This is a genomic window from Lentibacillus songyuanensis, assembly GCF_039548255.1.
Classification (GTDB): domain Bacteria; phylum Bacillota; class Bacilli; order Bacillales; family Amphibacillaceae; genus Lentibacillus_C; species Lentibacillus_C songyuanensis.
The window spans coordinates 26,400-45,299 of sequence record NZ_JBCLVH010000002.1 but is presented as its reverse complement, the minus strand read 5'-3'; the positions used below and the strand labels follow the sequence as shown (position 1 = coordinate 45,299).

General features: G+C 41.4%; 22 protein-coding genes. All 22 read left to right on the top strand.

Annotated elements, in window-relative coordinates:
• The first annotated feature begins 16 nt into the window (after nt 1-16).
• The 22 genes from WMZ97_RS02220 to WMZ97_RS02115 all read left to right on the top strand — a co-directional run bounded on the left by WMZ97_RS02220 (nt 17) and on the right by WMZ97_RS02115 (nt 18,878).
• The gene (locus WMZ97_RS02220) at nt 17-1,519 is read left to right on the top strand and encodes a flagellar hook-length control protein FliK (protein WP_343270428.1); all 1,503 of its coding nucleotides are present in this window, start codon (nt 17-19) and stop codon (nt 1,517-1,519) included.
• A 37-nt stretch (nt 1,520-1,556) separates the two neighbouring features.
• A complete protein-coding gene (gene flgD / locus WMZ97_RS02215) occupies nt 1,557-2,045 on the top strand; it encodes a flagellar hook assembly protein FlgD (RefSeq protein ID WP_343270427.1) in 489 nt (162 codons plus the stop codon).
• Between the two features lies 1 nt (nt 2,046).
• Nucleotides 2,047-2,418, top strand: coding sequence for a TIGR02530 family flagellar biosynthesis protein (locus tag WMZ97_RS02210; protein ID WP_343270426.1), 372 nt, complete (start codon nt 2,047-2,049; stop codon nt 2,416-2,418).
• Nucleotides 2,419-2,617: 199 nt separating this feature from the next.
• Nucleotides 2,618-3,490, top strand: a complete 873-nt coding sequence (gene flgG, locus WMZ97_RS02205) for a flagellar basal body rod protein FlgG (RefSeq protein WP_343270425.1) — start codon at nt 2,618-2,620, stop codon at nt 3,488-3,490.
• 53 nt (nt 3,491-3,543) lie between these two features.
• Nucleotides 3,544-3,762 carry a flagellar FlbD family protein gene (locus WMZ97_RS02200; RefSeq protein WP_343270424.1) on the top strand — a complete coding sequence of 73 codons (219 nt, stop codon included), beginning with the start codon at nt 3,544-3,546 and terminating at the stop codon, nt 3,760-3,762.
• Entirely contained in the window at nt 3,755-4,171 is a 417-nt protein-coding gene (fliL, locus tag WMZ97_RS02195; RefSeq protein ID WP_343270423.1) for a flagellar basal body-associated protein FliL, read from the top strand. The genes WMZ97_RS02200 and fliL overlap by 8 nt, the downstream gene beginning before the upstream one ends.
• A gap of 66 nt (nt 4,172-4,237) precedes the next feature.
• Nucleotides 4,238-5,233 (top strand): flagellar motor switch protein FliM, encoded by a 996-nt coding sequence (fliM, locus tag WMZ97_RS02190; RefSeq protein WP_343270422.1) that lies wholly within the window; start codon nt 4,238-4,240, stop codon nt 5,231-5,233.
• Complete coding sequence (gene fliY, locus WMZ97_RS02185) at nt 5,223-6,377, top strand: flagellar motor switch phosphatase FliY (RefSeq protein ID WP_343270783.1); 1,155 nt, start codon at nt 5,223-5,225, stop codon at nt 6,375-6,377. Before fliM ends, fliY begins: the two co-directional genes overlap by 11 nt.
• 12 nt (nt 6,378-6,389) lie before the next feature.
• Nucleotides 6,390-6,752, top strand: a complete 363-nt coding sequence (locus WMZ97_RS02180) for a response regulator (protein WP_343270421.1) — start codon at nt 6,390-6,392, stop codon at nt 6,750-6,752.
• Between the two features lie 16 nt (nt 6,753-6,768).
• Nucleotides 6,769-7,437 (top strand): flagellar biosynthetic protein FliO, encoded by a 669-nt coding sequence (locus tag WMZ97_RS02175; protein ID WP_343270420.1) that lies wholly within the window; start codon nt 6,769-6,771, stop codon nt 7,435-7,437.
• Nucleotides 7,430-8,098 carry a flagellar type III secretion system pore protein FliP gene (gene fliP, locus WMZ97_RS02170; protein WP_343270419.1) on the top strand — a complete coding sequence of 223 codons (669 nt, stop codon included), beginning with the start codon at nt 7,430-7,432 and terminating at the stop codon, nt 8,096-8,098. Before WMZ97_RS02175 ends, fliP begins: the two co-directional genes overlap by 8 nt.
• A 104-nt stretch (nt 8,099-8,202) precedes the next feature.
• Nucleotides 8,203-8,472 carry a flagellar biosynthesis protein FliQ gene (fliQ, locus tag WMZ97_RS02165; RefSeq protein ID WP_343270418.1) on the top strand — a complete coding sequence of 90 codons (270 nt, stop codon included), beginning with the start codon at nt 8,203-8,205 and terminating at the stop codon, nt 8,470-8,472.
• A gap of 4 nt (nt 8,473-8,476) precedes the next feature.
• The gene (gene fliR / locus WMZ97_RS02160) at nt 8,477-9,256 is read left to right on the top strand and encodes a flagellar biosynthetic protein FliR (RefSeq protein ID WP_343270417.1); all 780 of its coding nucleotides are present in this window, start codon (nt 8,477-8,479) and stop codon (nt 9,254-9,256) included.
• Between the two features lies 1 nt (nt 9,257).
• Nucleotides 9,258-10,337: a flagellar biosynthesis protein FlhB gene (flhB, locus tag WMZ97_RS02155; protein ID WP_343270416.1), complete on the top strand. Its 1,080-nt coding sequence runs from the start codon at nt 9,258-9,260 to the stop codon at nt 10,335-10,337.
• Nucleotides 10,338-10,402: 65 nt separating this feature from the next.
• A complete protein-coding gene (flhA, locus tag WMZ97_RS02150) occupies nt 10,403-12,436 on the top strand; it encodes a flagellar biosynthesis protein FlhA (RefSeq protein WP_343270415.1) in 2,034 nt (677 codons plus the stop codon).
• The gene (gene flhF, locus WMZ97_RS02145; protein ID WP_343270414.1) at nt 12,433-13,542 is read left to right on the top strand and encodes a flagellar biosynthesis protein FlhF; all 1,110 of its coding nucleotides are present in this window, start codon (nt 12,433-12,435) and stop codon (nt 13,540-13,542) included. Before flhA ends, flhF begins: the two co-directional genes overlap by 4 nt.
• On the top strand, nt 13,532-14,398 hold the full coding sequence (locus tag WMZ97_RS02140) for a MinD/ParA family protein (RefSeq protein WP_343270413.1): 867 nt from the start codon (nt 13,532-13,534) through the stop codon (nt 14,396-14,398). Before flhF ends, WMZ97_RS02140 begins: the two co-directional genes overlap by 11 nt.
• A 5-nt stretch (nt 14,399-14,403) precedes the next feature.
• Entirely contained in the window at nt 14,404-15,009 is a 606-nt protein-coding gene (locus WMZ97_RS02135; protein ID WP_343270412.1) for a CheB methylesterase domain-containing protein, read from the top strand.
• Between the two features lies 1 nt (nt 15,010).
• Entirely contained in the window at nt 15,011-17,029 is a 2,019-nt protein-coding gene (locus WMZ97_RS02130) for a chemotaxis protein CheA (protein ID WP_343270411.1), read from the top strand.
• A gap of 244 nt (nt 17,030-17,273) precedes the next feature.
• On the top strand, nt 17,274-17,744 hold the full coding sequence (locus WMZ97_RS02125; RefSeq protein WP_343270782.1) for a chemotaxis protein CheW: 471 nt from the start codon (nt 17,274-17,276) through the stop codon (nt 17,742-17,744).
• A gap of 8 nt (nt 17,745-17,752) precedes the next feature.
• Entirely contained in the window at nt 17,753-18,391 is a 639-nt protein-coding gene (locus WMZ97_RS02120; RefSeq protein ID WP_343270410.1) for a chemotaxis protein CheC, read from the top strand.
• Nucleotides 18,384-18,878 (top strand): chemotaxis protein CheD, encoded by a 495-nt coding sequence (locus WMZ97_RS02115; RefSeq protein ID WP_343270781.1) that lies wholly within the window; start codon nt 18,384-18,386, stop codon nt 18,876-18,878. The genes WMZ97_RS02120 and WMZ97_RS02115 overlap by 8 nt, the downstream gene beginning before the upstream one ends.
• Nucleotides 18,879-18,900: the final 22 nt, after the last annotated feature.

The following is an 18,900-nucleotide window of genomic DNA, read 5'->3' as shown; positions in this document are numbered from 1 at the left end:
AAAGGGGGTGAATAACATGAACACAATTGCAATGGTACCCCAGCAATCGCAGCAGGCAAGCTACCCGGACAGGGCATCCATTAGGGGGGAGACTGGAGCTGCCTCGTTGTTTCAACAACTATTAGAAACCCGTAGCTACCCAGCTTCATCTGATGATACCGGGGCAAATGATCCAACTACGACTGACAAGCAGGTGTTGATGAACATACTTCAGGAACGAATCGATGATAAAGCGATCGCATCAGATACGCGCGAACAATTAGAGCAACTAAAGGAAATGCTTGCTGCGGCTGGGAGTGATCCAAATCAAGAAATACCTGATGAACTGGACGTACTATTAAAAATGATGGTTGAACAGGCCGAAGAACTAGGATTGATGCCCGCGACAGCGACAGGTCCAGGAATGGAAAATATAATAGGCCTTATGCTGAATCCGGTTGAACAAGATGCGTTCATTGCCCAGCTTCGTGCAAGCATTGATGGAACAGACATCACTTCCAAAGAACAGATCCCTTTAATGGAGCAATGGAAAGGAATGCGGTCTAATGGACAATCAGAACCGGTACAGTTGACGGAAGATCAAAAAAGTCACATTCAACAGCAAATGCTTGCTATTGCTAAACAGGCCCAATCAATTATTGCCCAGGGGGCCAATGATAAGGATATGCTAAAGGCAGCACGCTCCATCTTGACGCTTTTGGAACAGTGGACAAACCATGCAAAAGAACTCCCTGATCAAAAGAATAGGATGGATACGCTAATGCCGGAAAAACATGCTGAAGGCAATAAAGTACAAGTGGCTTGGCGTGAATTAGTCCAATTTTATCAAAAGCGTAATCAGTTTGTTGCGAATCAGCAATATCAGATGAATGCGAAAGTGTCCAGTCAAGAGGTAGCAAAGGTCCTGCAAAATATCCAAAACCAGTTGCAAAGTGAAAAACAGACGACATTCCAAGAAGTAGCATTACCATCGATGCCGATGACGAAGGTGGAACAGTATGTGATTCATCTGCAAGCAAATGCAAATGCTGAGCCAATCGATCAGCAATTGATCAATCAGTTGCAGAAAGTGATGAAATCCAGTAGGTTCTTAACATTGCCCAATGGGAATTCGCAGTTAACCATATCGTTGAAGCCGGATAATCTGGGTGACATCCAGCTGAAAGTTATCCAAATGGATGGAGAAATGACCGTTAGAATTATAGTTGCGACCCAAGCAGCCAAGGATATGCTTGAATCTAACTTGCATCAGTTGAAGCATATGTTTTCACCTCAGCAGGTAGTAATTGAGAAACAGGACATGCCGCAACAAGCAGCCCAAGGATTTCAAGAAAAACAGGAAAATCAACAGTCCATGCATGATCAAGGGCAACAACAGGAACAGGGTCAGTCCAATCAGGACAAAACAAGTCAGCAGACAACCGGTGACGAGGACGTACCGTTTCATGAATTATTGATGAAGCAAAAAGGCGCCGAAGTCGAACAAGCACATCCGGTTACCCGCAGTATAAAAATTTGATTGTTTTCTAGACGATGTGAAAGCGCAGGTGTGTACCATGACCAAAATTGATCCGTCCCTGTATTTACGGAATCAATCGGAATCGAACAAACCAAGTCCTGAACTTGGGAAAGATGAATTTTTACAAATATTAATGACACAATTACAGAATCAGGATCCAACGAACCCGATGGATGATCGCGAATTTGTCTCGCAAATGGCTACATTTTCGTCACTGGAACAAATGATGAACATGGCAAAATCAATAGATACGCTCGTACAGAGTCAATTGATCTCCCCGGTTGTGCAGTATAGTCATATGATTGGAAAAGACGTATCCTATCAACGTTATGACAAGGAAACTGGTGAGAAGACTTCTGTCGAAACGAGTCAAGTGATTGCTGTCAGCCAAAAGGACGGCTGGGCAATTCTTGAACTGGAAGATGGGGAAAAGATTTATGCTGATTCGGTGTTAAAGATTCATGATTCTGGTGTTGATGAGGATGAGAACATGGAGGCAGATGCGGCTGCTAAAGGAAGTGATTAACATGGACCATCGTATCCATCAGCTATCATCCCAAGCGTTACCATTATCTCAGGCGAAAAAGCAATCCGGCTTGCAAGAACATATAAGCTTTAAAGATGTTTTGCAAGATGTGCAAACGGTAAAGCTTAGCAAGCATGCCAGTGAACGTTTAAATGAACGCGGAATAACAATTAATGAACATGGGTGGAAGCAAATAACAGCGAAAATGGCTGAAGCAAGACAAAAGGGGGTTACAGATTCACTTGTTATGATTAAGGACGCTGCATTACTGGTTAGTACCAAAAACAATACCGTTGTAACAGCAATGGACCGAAAAGAAGCATCCAGTAAGGTTTTTACCAACATCAATGGTGCCATTGTTATCGATGAATAGGCTGGACCCAGTTGGGAAGCCGTCAAGCTGTTGAACGAGTGATACAGCTGGTGTACAAAGGCTAAAGGCGTCCGGGGCACTGAATAAGTAACTAGTGCGGGGACGTTATCTACGCCGCGAAATTGATTGTTTATTAAATACGCAAACTAGACTGGATAGGATAATGTTTTCTATTCATCTATTAAAGGAGAGAAAAAATATGTTACGTTCCATGTATGCAGGTATTTCAGGTATGAAAGGTTTTCAGACACAATTGGATGTTATCGGCAATAATATTGCAAACGTGAATACGTCAGGCTTTAAAAAAGGCCGCGTTACGTTTCAGGATTTGATGAGTCAAATGACCTCGGGTGCGCAAGGTTCAACAGATGCACGTGGTGGTGTGAATGCCAAACAAGTGGGCTTGGGATCACAGTTAGGAAGTATTGATACGATCCATACACAAGGTTTCCGTCAGACAACTGAGAACCCGTTGGATTTTGCTATTGAAGGTGATGGCATGTTTGTCCTGGCAAGCGATCTGGATAATCAAACGAATATTGATCTGAACAATGCGGACGTGGCTTATTCACGAGCCGGAAACTTTTACTTAGACGACGATGGTCATATTGTTAATCCGCAGGGGCTTTATTTGGTTGGCTTTGCCGCGAATGAAGACGGGGAAATTGATGACAGACAATCCGTCCTGCAAATCCCGGAGGATGCGGAAAGTTTTAGTGTGGAAACAAATGGAACCGTACATTATATTCAAAACTCAGAGACAAAGGTAGCGGGCCAGGTTGCCCTAGCCAGTTTTTCTAATCCAGCCGGACTGGAGAAAGATGGGAACAATTTATACCGGGATTCACAAAACGCAGGTCTAGCGCGCGATGGGGATAATAATATCGATTTAATCACACCAGAAGAAAACGGCGCCGCCTCCATCGTCAGTGGGGCACTGGAAATGTCTAACGTTGATCTGTCAAATGAATTTACTGACATGATTACGGCACAACGTGGATTTCAGGCAAACACAAGAATTATTACCACATCGGATGAGATTTTACAGGAACTGGTTAATCTAAAACGATAAGTTAGGGGGCAGGTGGCTGTTAGAGTCACGTCTCTAACAGCCACCACTATACGATGATTACACTGACGCGATTAAACAATGAAACATTTACATTGAATGCCTGTCTGATTGAACAGCTGCAATCATATCCCGATACAACAATTACATTGGTGAATGGAAAAAAACTGGTGGTGAAGGAAACAGAAGCAAGGGTTGCAGAACTTATTACATATTATTATCGAAAAATCGGTTTTCACGTATTTGTTAATGAGGCAGGTGATGTGAATGAATAAGCTGGTAAAAACGATGTTGACTACATTGGCCATCCTTATCGTTGGAGGTGCGGTTGCCATCACTGTTGTATGGAATGTAAAGGATGACAAATCCAGCAGCGCCCAAAGCTTGGATAACATGGTGGAGTATTCCTATCAGACAGACGATATCACGACCGATTTAGAGGATGGTAGTTTTGTTCGGATCCAATTTCAACTTGTAACCGACAGTAAGAAGGCCAAAGCGGAAGTTGAAAAGCGCGAATTTCAAATTAAAAATATTTTAATTAAAGAATTGGCCACCATGAAAGAAGCTGATTTTAAAAGCGGACTCACCGATCTGGAAGATACTATAAAGCAAAAACTTAATGGTGTCATGGCAGAGGGGAAAGTTACCGATGTTTATACAATAAGCAAAATACTGCAATAAAGGAAGCTGTCGATGCGGTTTTCGTCATCGATGTATCGTAGTACTCCATCATGGAGGTGAAGGTGTTTGGTGGAAGAAGTATTATCACAAAATGAAATTGATGCGCTTCTGACGGCTATTTCATCTGGTGAGATGAACGCCGAGGAGTTAAAAAAGGAAGAAGAAGAAAAGAAAGTCCGTGTTTATGATTTTAAACGTGCATTACGATTTTCTAAGGATCAAATCCGCAGTCTATCACGAATTCATGAAAACTATGCTCGGTTGTTAACAACCTTCTTTTCCGCCCAATTACGCACGTATGTTGACATTTCGGTTGCATCGGTCGATCAAATTCCATATGAGGAGTTTATTCGGTCCATTCCAAAAATGACGGTGCTAAATATCTATAGTGTTGCCCCATTAGAAGGCAGGGTTGTAATGGAGGTAAATCCAAATATTGCATATGGTATGCTTGATCGGGTGCTTGGCGGCAGGGGAAGTAGTGTAAATAAGGTAGATAAGCTGACTGAAATCGAAACATTGCTGATGTCACAGTTATTCGAAAAGGCGATTGTCAATCTGAAAGAAGCCTGGTCATCATTAGTTGAGATGGATCCCGTATTAGAAGATTTTGAAGTGAATCCGCAATTTTTACAAATGGTAGCACCGAATGAAACAGTTGTGGTTGTCTCGTTAAATACAACCATTGGCGAAGCAAGCGGGATGATCAATATTTGTATTCCCCATATTGTGCTGGAACCGATTATCCCAAATTTGTCTGTCCATTACTGGATGCAAACATCAGCCAAAAATCGAGATCCTGAAAGCTATGAGAAAATAACGCATAGTATCCAGGAAGCAACAGTAGAGGCCAAAACGGTGCTTGGCGAGACATCCATTACGATTCAGCAATTTTTACAGCTTGGTCAAGAGGATATTATCGGGTTGAATCAAGCGATTGATGCACCGTTGACGTTAGAGATTAACCGAGAACCAAAGTTTTATGTACAGCCGGGTAAACTTAAAAATCGGGTGTCTGTACAAATATTAGAGGAAATTACAAGGAGGAGCGCTGATGAATGACGGAATGCTTTCACAGGATGAAATAGATGCCTTACTTAAAATCAGTGCGGATGAGGATGACGAGAATAAAGCCGAGGCGGTGGAACCGAAAAGTGTGGATGACTATTTATCTTCACTGGAAATCGATGCCCTTGGCGAGATTGGCAATATATCGTTCGGCAGTTCCGCTACAACGTTATCCACGCTATTAAATCAAAAAGTGGAAATAACAACACCGAAAGTTTCGATTATGCATAAGTCAGATATGATTGAAGAATTTACATTCGAACATGTCAGTATCGAAGTTAACTATATTGAAGGATTCAGTGGAAAAAATGTATTTGTCATCAAATCAGAGGACGCGGCAGTTATTTCTGATATTATGCTCGGTGGTGACGGGAAAGCCCCGGTTACGGAGCTGAACGATATACATTTAAGTGCTGTTCAGGAAGTAATGAATCAAATGATGGGTGCGGCCGCCACAAGTATGTCCACAATATTTACGAAGCGAATTGATATTTCACCGCCTGTCATTCATTTGATCAACTCGGAAAATGTGGCTGAAGCCGATATGCAGGAAGAGGAAGTATTTGTTAAAGTATTATTTCAATTTAAGGTTGGCAGTTTAATCGACTCCAATATGATGCAAATGATTCCACTTTCGTTTGCGAAACAGTTAGTGGAGAAACTGCTGCATGCTTCAGACAATAACCGGCAAAATGAAGTGGCTGCGGCTGTTGAACAATCGGAAGCGCCGACAACAGGTATACCAAAGGCGAAACCGAGCGAAAACGCGCAGCCAAGTTCCCCACAATTTTTGGGTGACTATGTTAATCAAGAAGGGGCGACGGTTCAGCAGGCGAATTTCTCAGAATTCACACCTGTTGAGCTTAATAAGCAGGAGCAGCGGAATTTGGACATGTTATTGGACATTCCGTTAAAAGTAACCGTTGAGCTTGGTCGCACAAAGCGTACTATCAAAGACATATTGGATCTGTCATCAGGGTCGATCATTGAATTAGATAAACTAGCTGGGGAGCCAGTTGATATTTTCGTCAATGAAAAGCTAATTGCAACTGGTGAAGTAGTTGTCATTGATGAAAACTTTGGTGTTCGTGTAACAGATATTATTAGCCAAACTGCTCGGTTAATGAAACTTCAATAGGAGGAATGAAAGATGGCAAACCGTATTTTAATTGTAGATGATGCAGCATTTATGCGAATGATGATTAAAGATATTCTGACGAAAAATGGCTTCGAAGTCGTTGGCGAAGCACAGGATGGCGCACAGGCTGTCGAGAAATATAATGAATTAATCCCTGATCTTGTGACAATGGACATTACCATGCCGGAAATGGACGGGATAACCGCGTTAAAAGAAATTAGGCAAACAAACCCGCAAGCGAAAATCATCATGTGTTCAGCAATGGGGCAGCAAGCAATGGTTATTGATGCTATCCAGGCAGGAGCAAAGGATTTTATTGTAAAACCATTTCAGGCTGATCGTGTAATTGAAGCAATTCAAAAGGCGCTTGATTAAGAAATGAGTGAGAATAGTGAGGAGAAAAATAGGTGTTATGGTGGGTTTATGGCTGTTGATCCTGCCATTTGTGCTTGATATACATGTACTTGCAGCAGCGCCAAACGCCAAGGATTGTATCGAAGGAAAGGTTGATTGTGCCGATCTGGATAATGGATCCGTAAATAAAGATCAGGATACTGGTGAAACATCTTCAAAAGCGGATAGTGGGGACAATAAAGGTTCATTAATTGTAGAGATAATGAAAACGGCACTTGCCTTACTGGTTGTGCTTGGCCTCATCTATGCATTGCTAAAATTTCTCAACAAGCGTAATCATTTTTCCCGGGTAAAAGCATTGGAGAATCTTGGTGGAATCAATGTTGGGACAAATAAGTCACTGCAAATTGTCCGGATTGGATCCAGGATGTATGTTATCGGTGTTGGTGAGAATGTCGAGATGCTTCAAGAGATAACGGATGAAGACGTCAAACAGGAATTTATCAAGCAGCAAGGGACAACGAATACACAAGGAGAAGGAATGATTACATCTTTATTTTCCTCGTTGAAAAATGACAGCCAGTCAACCGACACAATGAATATTAATGGATTTAAAAAGCGATTTGCATCTGAACTCGATAAATTAAAACAGACACGAAAACAGAGGATTCGACAATCCAAAGCGAAGGATGATAGCTATGAATGAAGTAATGGATATGTTTGCTGGTTCGGATCCCTCGTCTGTTGCAACATCGGTTAAGCTATTACTGTTGTTAACCGTTTTGTCATTAGCACCCAGTATTTTGATATTGATGACAAGCTTTACCCGAATCATTATTGTTCTATCCTTCGTCCGGACATCACTAGCAACCCAACAAATGCCGCCGAACCAGGTGTTGGTAGGAATTGCATTGTTTTTGACCTTTTTCATTATGGCACCAACGTTTCATCAGGTTTACGATGACGGATTAAAGCCATTATTTGATGATGAGATTACACTGGATGAAGCATATACAAAAGCGAGCGCTCCGATGAAAGATTTTATGGCTAAACATACGAGACAGAAGGATTTGGCCTTATTTATGAATTATGCGGAAATGGAAAAACCGGAAACGGTACAGGATATCCCGATTACCACACTTGTTCCCGCCTTTGCCATCAGTGAATTAAAAACAGCCTTTCAGATGGGTTTCATGATTTTTGTCCCTTTTTTAGTTATTGATATGGCTGTTGCGAGTGTGCTGATGTCTATGGGGATGATGATGTTACCACCAGTGATGATTTCACTGCCGTTTAAGATATTATTATTCGTGCTTGTGGATGGTTGGTACTTGATTACACATTCGTTACTTGAAGGTTTTCAGTAGGAAGGTACAAGGACGTTACTTTATGATGGCTTTCATGCAAGAGATATTTGAATGCTGTGTGCTTTATTTGGCAAGTAGGGAACAGGTAGAAGAGGTGTGTTTGGTTGAATAGTGAATTTGTTTTATCATTGGCAGAAAAAGGGATTTATACAATTTTATTAATAACGGGACCATTACTAATTTTGGCACTTGGTGTAGGACTTTTGGTGAGCATTTTTCAAGCAACCACACAAATCCAGGAACAAACGCTTGCTTTCGTTCCAAAGATTGTCGCTGTGTTGGTAGGTCTAGTATTTTTTGGTCCATGGATGTTAAGCCGGATGATCGAGTTCACCGTAGATCTCTATCAAAATCTTAATCAGTTTGTAGGGTAAATCCATGTTAGATACCATTTCGATTACAAGTATCCCGGCTTTTTTGCTCGTATTTGTTCGCGTCGTCTCGTTTTTTGTGGTGCTGCCATTATTCTCGTATCGAACGATTCCGCAAACGTTCAAAATTGGGTTTAGTTTTTTTCTCGCACTGGTCATGGTGAACACTGTTGATGCAGGGAATATTCCATTGGACGATACATATTTTTTGTTATTAATGAAAGAAGCACTGGTCGGTTTGTTTGTCGGGCTTATCGCATATATTATTTTAGCCGCGGTACAGATTGCCGGCGGGTTTATTGATTTCCAAATGGGTTTTGCGATTGCCAATGTGATCGATCCGCAAACCGGTGCACAAAGTCCGTTGACAGGTCAATATTTTTATATGTTTGCTTTGCTCTTTTTATTATCGGTCAATGGACACTATTTGTTAATCGATGGGATCTATTATAGTTATCAGCTGATTCCGCTTGATCACTTTATTCCTTTTCGTGACGGGTCTATCGCTGATTTCCTTATCGACACATTTAATCAAATGTTTGTAATTGCTTTTCAAATGGCTGTTCCGATTGTGGGCTGTCTGTTTCTTGTCGATGTAGCGTTGGGGATTATTGCGCGAACGGTACCGCAATTGAATGTATTTGTGGTTGGTTTGCCATTAAAAATTGGTGTCAGTTTTATTGCTATTTTATTTTTCTTAAGTTTATATATCCTATTGGTAAAGAAATTGTTTGCAACGATGTTTGACACGATGCGTGGTCTTATGCAGTTATTCGGAGGTGCTTGATTTGCCATTACAACTGGATTTGCAATTTTTTTCCGGCGAGAAAACAGAGAAGGCAACACCGAAAAAACGACAGGATTCACGAAAAAAAGGACAAGTTGCCAAAAGCCAGGACGTAAACACAGCTATTTTGTTATTATTATGCTTTATGCTGCTCTTTTTTTTCGGCGGATATATGAAGGACCAAATAATAGCTTTTTACCGGCATGCGTTTACCGAGTATATTCAATGGGATGTTACACCGGACACGGTTCAGCGGGTTTTTACAGAATCGGTTTTGGAAGCTGCAAAATTTATTTCACCCCTTATGGCCATGGCAATTGTTGCGGCCTTGGCTGCTAATTTTATGCAAATTGGCTTTATGTTTACGACCGAGCCACTGAAGTTTGATGTAAAGAAAATCGATCCAATAAAAGGTGCAAAGAAAATTTTCTCTATTCGTGCCTTGGTCGAGTTGTTAAAATCACTCCTTAAAATTGTTTTTATTGGCACCATTACCTTTGCCGTAATTTGGATATACAAAGATAACATGATGATGCTTGCGTTTAAAAATGCAGATAATGCACTAGGTTTTTTTGGCAAAGTAACAATTGTGATGGGGATATCTGCGACACTTGTCTTACTTATTCTAGCAGTATTTGATTATGTTTATCAGCGCTATGATTTTGAGAAAAATATAAAAATGTCTAAACAGGATATTAAAGATGAATACAAGAATATCGAAGGGGACCCATTAATCAAATCAAAGATCCGAGAACGGCAACGGCAAATGGCAACGAGAAGGATGATGAGTGAAGTACCAGCAGCTGATGTTGTCATTACCAATCCAACCCATTTTGCGATCGCTATTAAATATGATGAGGAAAAAGCAAGTGCCCCATATGTTGTTGCTAAAGGTGCGGATCACCTGGCATTTCGTATCAAGGAGATTGCTAGAAATCATCGTGTCATGACAGTAGAAAATAGACTATTGGCACGAAAACTATACGACTCAATCGACATCGGTGACGTCATACCAGAAGAATTTTACCAAGCAGTAGCTGAGATTCTGGCGTATGTTTATCAAATGGAGAAAAAAATGTAACAAAGAAACGAACGAAGGCGCCCATTTGCGGCGAAAGAAACACCTAAAAGCAGGAGGAATCATCCGTGAAAGCACGTGACTTATCCGTTTTAATTGCCGTTATTTTAATTATAGTTATGCTTGTTGTCCCGCTTCCAGGATGGCTCTTAAGTGTGCTTATTTTAGGGAATATTTCCATCGCATTAATCGTTATTTTAGTATCGATGAATACCCAGGAAACATTGCAATTCTCCGTGTTTCCAACCTTGATCTTATTGTTAACCTTATTTCGGCTCGGGTTAAATGTATCAACTACACGATCGATTTTGTCAGAAGGGAATGCTGGTGGTGTTGTGGATACGTTTGGTTCCTTTGTTATTGGTGATAACCCACTTGTTGGGTTTGTTGTATTTATCATCTTGGTCATAATTAACTTCTTGGTTATTACCAAGGGGTCGGAACGTGTATCGGAAGTTGCGGCACGATTTTCACTTGATGCCATGCCAGGTAAACAAATGAGTATCGATGCTGATTTGAATGCCGGATTGATTTCCGAACAGCAGGCAAAAGAGCGGCGGGAAAAAGTAGAATCAGAGGCAGATTTTCATGGTTCGATGGATGGAGCCAGTAAGTTTGTGAAAGGGGATGCGATTGCCGGGATCATCATTGTTTTGATAAACATCGGTTTTGGTCTGATTATTGGTATGGTGCAAATGGGCATGTCATTTCAGGAAGCGATCAATACGTTTATGCGTCTAACAGTCGGAGATGGTTTGGTTAGTCAGATTCCAGCATTACTGATATCTACTGCAACAGGTATTGTTGTCACCAGAGCCAGCAGTGACGGCAACCTCGGTACAGAGGTGACTGGACAATTGCTGCGCTACCCGAAACTATTATACATTGCGGCTAGTACTATTTTTCTATTAGGTCTTACGCCAATAAATTTCTTCTTAACCACGATACTGGCGGCACTTTTGGCCTTTAGTGGTTACTTTTTGGAAAAACAATCGCAAGCACCTGATACACCGGACCAAGAGGAAGAAGAAGTCCAGGAAGCTTCAAGCATGAAATCGCCGGAAAATGTGGTTAACTTGTTAAGTATGGATCCTATCGAATTTGAGTTTGGTTATGCGTTGATTCCACTGGTTGATACGAGTCAAGGTGGGGACTTGCTGGATCGTGTAATTATGATCCGACGACAATTGGCTATTGAATTGGGAATTGTGATCCCCGTTGTACGAATTCGTGATAATATTCAACTGGAGCCAAATGCCTATCGTCTAAAGATAAAAGGTGACGAAATTGCCTCTGGAGAATTGCTGCTTGATCATTATCTAGCCATGACCCCAGACATGGATGAGGATACACTGGAAGGGGTTGAAACAAAAGAGCCTGCATTTGGATTGCCAGCTAAATGGATCAGTGAGGACCTTAAAGATGAGGCGGAATTATCTGGTTATACAGTGGTTGATCCACCATCGGTCGTGTCAACGCATATTACGGAAATATTGAAACGATATGCACATACACTGTTAGGTCGACAGGAAACGAAACAACTCATTGACCATGTAAAGGAAAGTTATCCGATCTTGGTGGAAGAAGTTACCCCAGATCCATTAGCTATTGGAGATGTACAAAAAGTGCTCGCAAAATTATTAAAAGAGAATGTGTCCATACGAAATTTGCCTGTTATTTTTGAAACACTTGCTGATTTTTCAAAGATGACCAACGATACCGAACTGCTGACGGAATATGTACGTCAGGCATTATCGGCACAAATTACCAAACAATATGCAACCGATGATGACATGATCAAAGTAATTACTATTTCCGGGAAAGTTGAAAAACGGATGGCAGAAAGTATACAACAAACTGAGCACGGCAATTATTTATCGTTGGATCCAGATGGACAGCAGGAAATCATTAAAAATCTCCATGAGGAGGTAGAAAAATTAACACTGGCGGAGGATACAGCAGTTGTATTATGTTCGCCAGCGATCCGGATGTATCTTAAACAATTGGTTGACCGCTTTTTACCACAGGTTGTCGTACTGTCGTATAATGAATTGGAGCCGGATGTTCAAGTACAAAGTGTTGGGGTGGTGAATGTAGCATGAAAGTGAAAAAATTTGTAGCACCAACAATGCCTGAAGCGATGCAGCAAATTCGTAAAGAGCTGGGCAAAGATGCTGTTATCCTTCATTCTAAGGAAGTCCGGGGCAGTGGAGTGCTAAAACGATTTAAAAAACGAAAAATCGAAGTCGTTGCGGCGCTTGATCCTGATCCGCCAAAGCACAAGCAGGGAAATAGTGCTGGTTCATTCACAAATTCTTCTCTAACGAGGAATGATGCCCCATCAGAGCAAGTATTGACAGAAATTAAACAACTGAAGAAATTGGTGGAGGCACAAACAGCTGCAACACAGGTAACCTTCCCACCAGACTACAAAATTGTCTATCAGCATTTACTTGATCAGGAGGTTACCGAGGAGTTGGTTAAGGTTTGGATGACGGAAATTCTCGATCAACATCGAGAGAAAGAAAGCATCCCAACACAAGCGGAGATTAGGCATGATGTGCAACGAATCATCCAGGATAAGCTTCGTGATTTGCCATTTCAGGGTATATCGTATACGAACAAACTGGTTCAATTTGTCGGTCCGACAGGCGTTGGAAAAACAACCACGCTTGCTAAGCTTGCAGCCCGATGTGTCTTACAGGATCATAAAAAAGTAGCCTTTATAACACAAGATACATACCGTATTGCAGCTATTGAACAGTTGAAGACGTATGCGAGAATATTGGATGTGCCGATGGAGGTAGCTTATAATTGGACAGACTATCAAGCGGCGATTGCCAAGTTTCAAGATTATGATTTGATTTTTGTTGATACAGCTGGACGGAATTTTCGGGATAGTACATATGTGGATGATTTAAATAGGATGATTCATCCAAATGCACAAACGTACCTCGTGTTATCTTTAACAGCGAAACCAAAAGATATTTGTGAAATTTATCAGCAGTTTCAACATGTTCCATTGAAATCACTTATCTTTACGAAAATTGATGAAACGAGACAATATGGAAGTATTGTCAACCTTATGTGTCATTATCAGATTGGCGTTGCTTATTTAACAAATGGACAGGGTGTGCCCGATGATCTACTCGTTCCAACACCAGAAGTAATTGCATCGTACATGATAGGTGATCCTGATGAAACATGATCAAGCTGCACATCTAAGAGAAAGACTAGCCGTAACGAATCATCCACATCAAGCGAAGACAATTGCGGTTATAAGTGGGAAAGGTGGTGTCGGAAAATCAAATGTTGCCTTGAATTTTTCCATCACACTGTTACAAAACCAAAAAAAGGTGCTGTTAATTGACCTTGATGTTGGTATGGGGAATATAGACATTTTGCTTGGACAACAAACAAATCGAAGTCTTGTTGATATGCTTGCGGAGCAACGAACGATTCATGAGGTAATCCAAAGCGGACCAAATGGCTTGCATTATATTGCTGCTGGCAGCGGGTTGACTGAGCTGTTTATCATGGATGAAGCGAAAATGAATTATTTTCTTCACCAATATCACGAACTAGTTCTTTTGTACGATTATATTATTTTTGATATGGGTGCCGGTGCAACGAGTGAAAGTCTGGCATTTGTACTGGCTGCTGATGAATGTATGGTTGTGACAACCCCTGAGCCGACTGCAATTACGGATGCATATGGCATGATTAAGCATGTTTTAAACAAACAGCAAAAAATGCCGATATATGTAGTAATGAATCGATCATTGACAAACAAACAAGGGGCAAAAGCACTAGCACGTTTTCAGTGTGTGGTGTTCCAGTTTTTGCGAGTAACGATATCCCCAATGGGCGTGTTGCCTGACGATAAAGCCGTTCAAACAGCAGTTATCCGGCAAATTCCATATGTATTGCTGAATGATAAGGCGCCCATTACCACAGCAATGAAACGGCTCACAGCAACGTACCTGGCAAACGATGAACAATGGCAGCAAACCGCGTCCCTTTCGTTTGTACAAAAAATAAAACGATTCATCATGAAGAGGTAACAGACATGAAATCGATTCGTGCTAAAACATTCGTTGCAGTTGGAACATCAACAGGTGGACCAAGAGCACTGGAAAAAATGTTAACTGATCTGCCGCCAAACTTTCAAGCCTCGCTCTTGATTGTACAGCACATGCCGGCAGGGTTTACAAAGTCGTTGGCAGAACGCTTAAATAGGCTGACAAGACTTCATGTGAAAGAGGCTGTTCATGGAGAAGTTATCCATCCATCAACAGCTTATATTGCGCCAGGTAACTTTCATATGAAAATACAAAGGGCAGGTGCTGGATATGTAATCGAATTAACCAAGGAAAAGGAACGAAATGGTCATCGGCCAGCCGTTGATGTGCTGTTTGAGTCGTTAGCCGTACTGGATAACGTAAATAAGATTGCTGTTATACTGACTGGAATGGGACATGATGGCTCCCAAGGAATAATCCAGTTGAAAACGAAAGATGTAAACACAATTGTCATTGCTGAGGCAGAAGCGTCTGCGATTGTATATGGAATGCCAAAAGCAGCTCTAGGTACGAATTTTGTTGATCATATTCGACATTTACATAAAATTGGGGAGACGATAAACGGGCTCGTAAATAGCTCAAGGGGGATGTAATATGGATACGACAGAGTATTTAGATGTGTTTATCGATGAAAGCAGAGAGCATTTGGAATCATTATACCAGCATTTGTTATCTTTAGAGAAAAACCCGTCGGAAAAGGCAATCATTGATGAGATATTTCGGTCAGCACATACGTTAAAAGGGATGTCGGCAACGATGGGATATCACGACTTGGCTAATTTAACCCACAAATTGGAAAATGTATTTGATGGGATTCGTTACGACAAGATTGTGGTACAAACCAAAATGATGGACGTACTATTTGACACGGTTGACCATTTAACTGCAATGGTGGACGACATTGCAGCTGGTGGCAACGGAACAAAGGATATCAGCCATGTTACAGCAAAACTTGATGCCATTGAGGACCCGGATCAGCCGATTGAACAGGACATCGCTCAACATGCCTCTGGTCAGCCGGACAAGGCTCATTCTCCGACAACCGTTACATCGCTCAATGAATTTGAAATATCGATATTAAACGAATCTATGGATCGAGGCTTCACCAACTATGAAATCAAGGTGAAACTTAGAGAGGATTGTCTATTAAAAGGCGCCCGTGTGTTTATGGTGTTTGATGTATTAGAGAAGCTTGGCGAGGTCATCAAGTCAGATCCCGCGGTTAGTGACCTGGAAGAGGAGAATTTTGACTATTCATTTACTGTTCTCTTCATTTCCAACTATCCAAAAGCAGAAATTGAGGCTAATATTTATAAAGTATCCGAAATTGATCATGTCGCTGTACAGTCATTTTCCATTTCAGCCTATAAAGAAGAGATGGAACAACAGCAAACAATCGATCAACAAAAGGAGCAAACACCAGCGGACAAACCTGCTAAAACTGGTCAACAAGAAGGAAAAACACATCACAGTAAAACAATTCGCGTGAATATTGATCGTCTGGATGCGCTGATGAATCTATTTGAAGAATTGGTCATTGATCGTGGCCGGTTAGAGCAAATTTCATTAGATCTAAATCATCAGGAACTAAAGGAAACAGTGGAGCGTATGACACGTGTATCCGGTGATTTGCAGTCGATTATTCTAAAAATACGGATGGTACCGATTGATCAGGTGTTTAATCGGTTCCCGCGGATGATTCGTCAGTTGGCACGTGAATTAAATAAGGATGTGGAAATTAATATTATCGGTGCCGAAACGGAACTTGATCGGACGGTGATAGATGAGATCGGGGATCCATTAGTCCATTTGATTCGAAATGCGATGGATCATGGTATTGAAACCCCTGACGTACGCAGACAAAATGGCAAGCCAAAACAAGGGACAATCAGGCTTGAGGCCTATCATAGCGGGAATCATGTGTTTATTGAAATCTCCGATGATGGAGCTGGGATCAATAAAGAGAGAGTCTTGCATAAAGCAATAACAAACAAGGTTATTACCAAGGAACAGGCGAATTCATTAGCGGATAATCAGGTCTACGATTTAATCCTGGAAAGTGGTTTTTCTACTGCAGAGACCATTTCAGATCTATCAGGGCGTGGTGTGGGACTAGATGTTGTCAAAAATACGATTGAATCGTTAGGTGGGAATATTTCGATCGATTCGTTTGCTGGTAAGGGATCGACATTTTCTATCCAGCTGCCGTTAACATTATCGATTATATCCGTATTGTTAATTGAACTTCAGGAGGAAAAATATGCGATTCCCTTATCCTCAATCATCGAAACAGTGATCATTCACCAGGATAAAATGATGCATGCACATCACAAAAAGGTGATTGACTTTCGTGGAAAGGTTATTCCATTGGTATTCTTAAAGGATATCTTTGCTACCAAAGGAGCCGAGGCATCGGAATATGAATCCATTGTTATCGTTCGTAAAGGCGACAAACTAGCCGGAATCGTTGTGGATACCTTTATCGGTCAACAAGAAATCGTACTGAAATCACTTGGCAATTATTTAACAGATGTATTCGCGATTTCCGGAGCAACGATTCTTGGCGATGGGCAGGTGGCATTAATTGTTGATTGTAATTCCTTGATAAGGTAAATCATAGGTTAGTTGATTTAATAAAGTGAAACTTCATTCAGTGGGGGTTTTCGACGAACAGGACGTGGCGTTCTTAGCCTGCCTTTTCTCCCCCACTGAACGTTAGTTGAACAGAATCGGGCCTTTACGGGCCGTTGACCCCCACCTATCTTTTTTAGTTCCACCTCGAAATCTTGAGGTGGGGGTCTTACTGCCCGTTAAGGCGGGATAACTATAACAAGTGATACATGATGGAGGGATCATGATGAAAAATGAACAGGGCATCGATAGAAAAGTGATCGTATTTCAACTGAAAGATGAAGAATATGCTGTACCAGTCAATCAAGTTGGATCGATTGAGCGGTTTCAATCGATTACACGAGTTCCGCAAACAGCAGATTTTGTAAAGGGGGTTATCAACATGCGTGGGGTGGTTACCCCAATCATTGATTTAAGGACACGGTTTGGTATGGAAGCAACCGAGCATGATGATACGTCTAGAATAATCATTGTAAATATGGATGACGTCGAAGTAGGGCTAATTGTTGATGCCGCGAATGATGTCATTGATATTCCGGAAAACGCGATCGAACCCGCACCAGAAGTGGTAGGAACCGTTGATGTCGATTATATCGAAGGGGTTGCCAAATTGGAAAATCGATTATTGATCCTGCTTAATTTGCAAAAAGTGCTGGCTAAAAATGAGATCGATCAACTGAAGACGGTGGAAGGATAGGAAGATATATGAAATTCATCAATCAAATGTCCAATATGCAGATGGATGTTTTACGTGAAATCGGAAATATTGGTGCCGGCAATGCTGCCACATCGATGGCAACGTTACTCAATAAAAAGATCGATATGCAAGTTCCGTTAGTCAAAATTGTTGAGTTTGATGAAGTGATGGATTTGATTGGCGGTCCTGAAGAACTAATTGTGGCAATTTATATTCGTATTCAAGGGGAAGCACCAGGGACCGTATATTTTATTTTATCCAAAGATGAAGCAGAATTCTTGGTTAGGGAAATAACAGCTGATAATGCATTTAGCCTGACCAGTAATCAAGCACCAAATGAGCTGGCTATTTCAGCGCTGCATGAAGCAGGGAATATCTTGGCTGGTTCCTATCTTTCTGCGTTATCAGACTTTACCAATATTAATATGCAGCCCTCTGTGCCGTCTTTGAGTGTGGATATGGCGGGGGCGATTCTGACAGTTGGTTTGCTTGAATTATCACAGGTAACCGATTACGCTATCATCATCGATACAACTATAAAAGAACAAGCATCAATGAACGGAATACACGGTCATTTTTTACTGCTTCCAGATCCGGATTCATTTGCCAAGATATTTACCAGTTTAGGAATTGATGATGATGCATGATATCCAAACTGTTATCAAAGTTGGGATAGCCGACTTAAACATGGTAGAAGCACCGAACATCATACGTACATCAGGTCTCGGATCCTGTGTTGGTGTGGTGCTTTATGATCTATCAAGACAGCTGGGAGGTCTTGCACATATCATGCTGCCGGATTCTAATTTGGCTAAAAAAAGAACGAATGACTATAAATATGCTGATACTGCATTGGATATCCTTGTTGCCAGGATGTGTATGAATAGTGCCAGGAAGTGCGCGTTACAGGCCAAGCTTGCAGGTGGGGCCCAGATGTTTCAATTTGCATCCTCATCAGATATTATGCGTATTGGTCCACGAAATGTAGAGGCTGTTGAGAAAAAACTTCACGAACACCGAATTCCAATTATGGCAGCAGATACGGGTGGAAATTGTGGGAGAACCATTGAATTTAATCCGGCAACGGGGAAACTGAAGATTCGTACAGTAAATCAAGGGGAAACGTACATTTAAGGCAATGCAGGGGGGGTGAGGT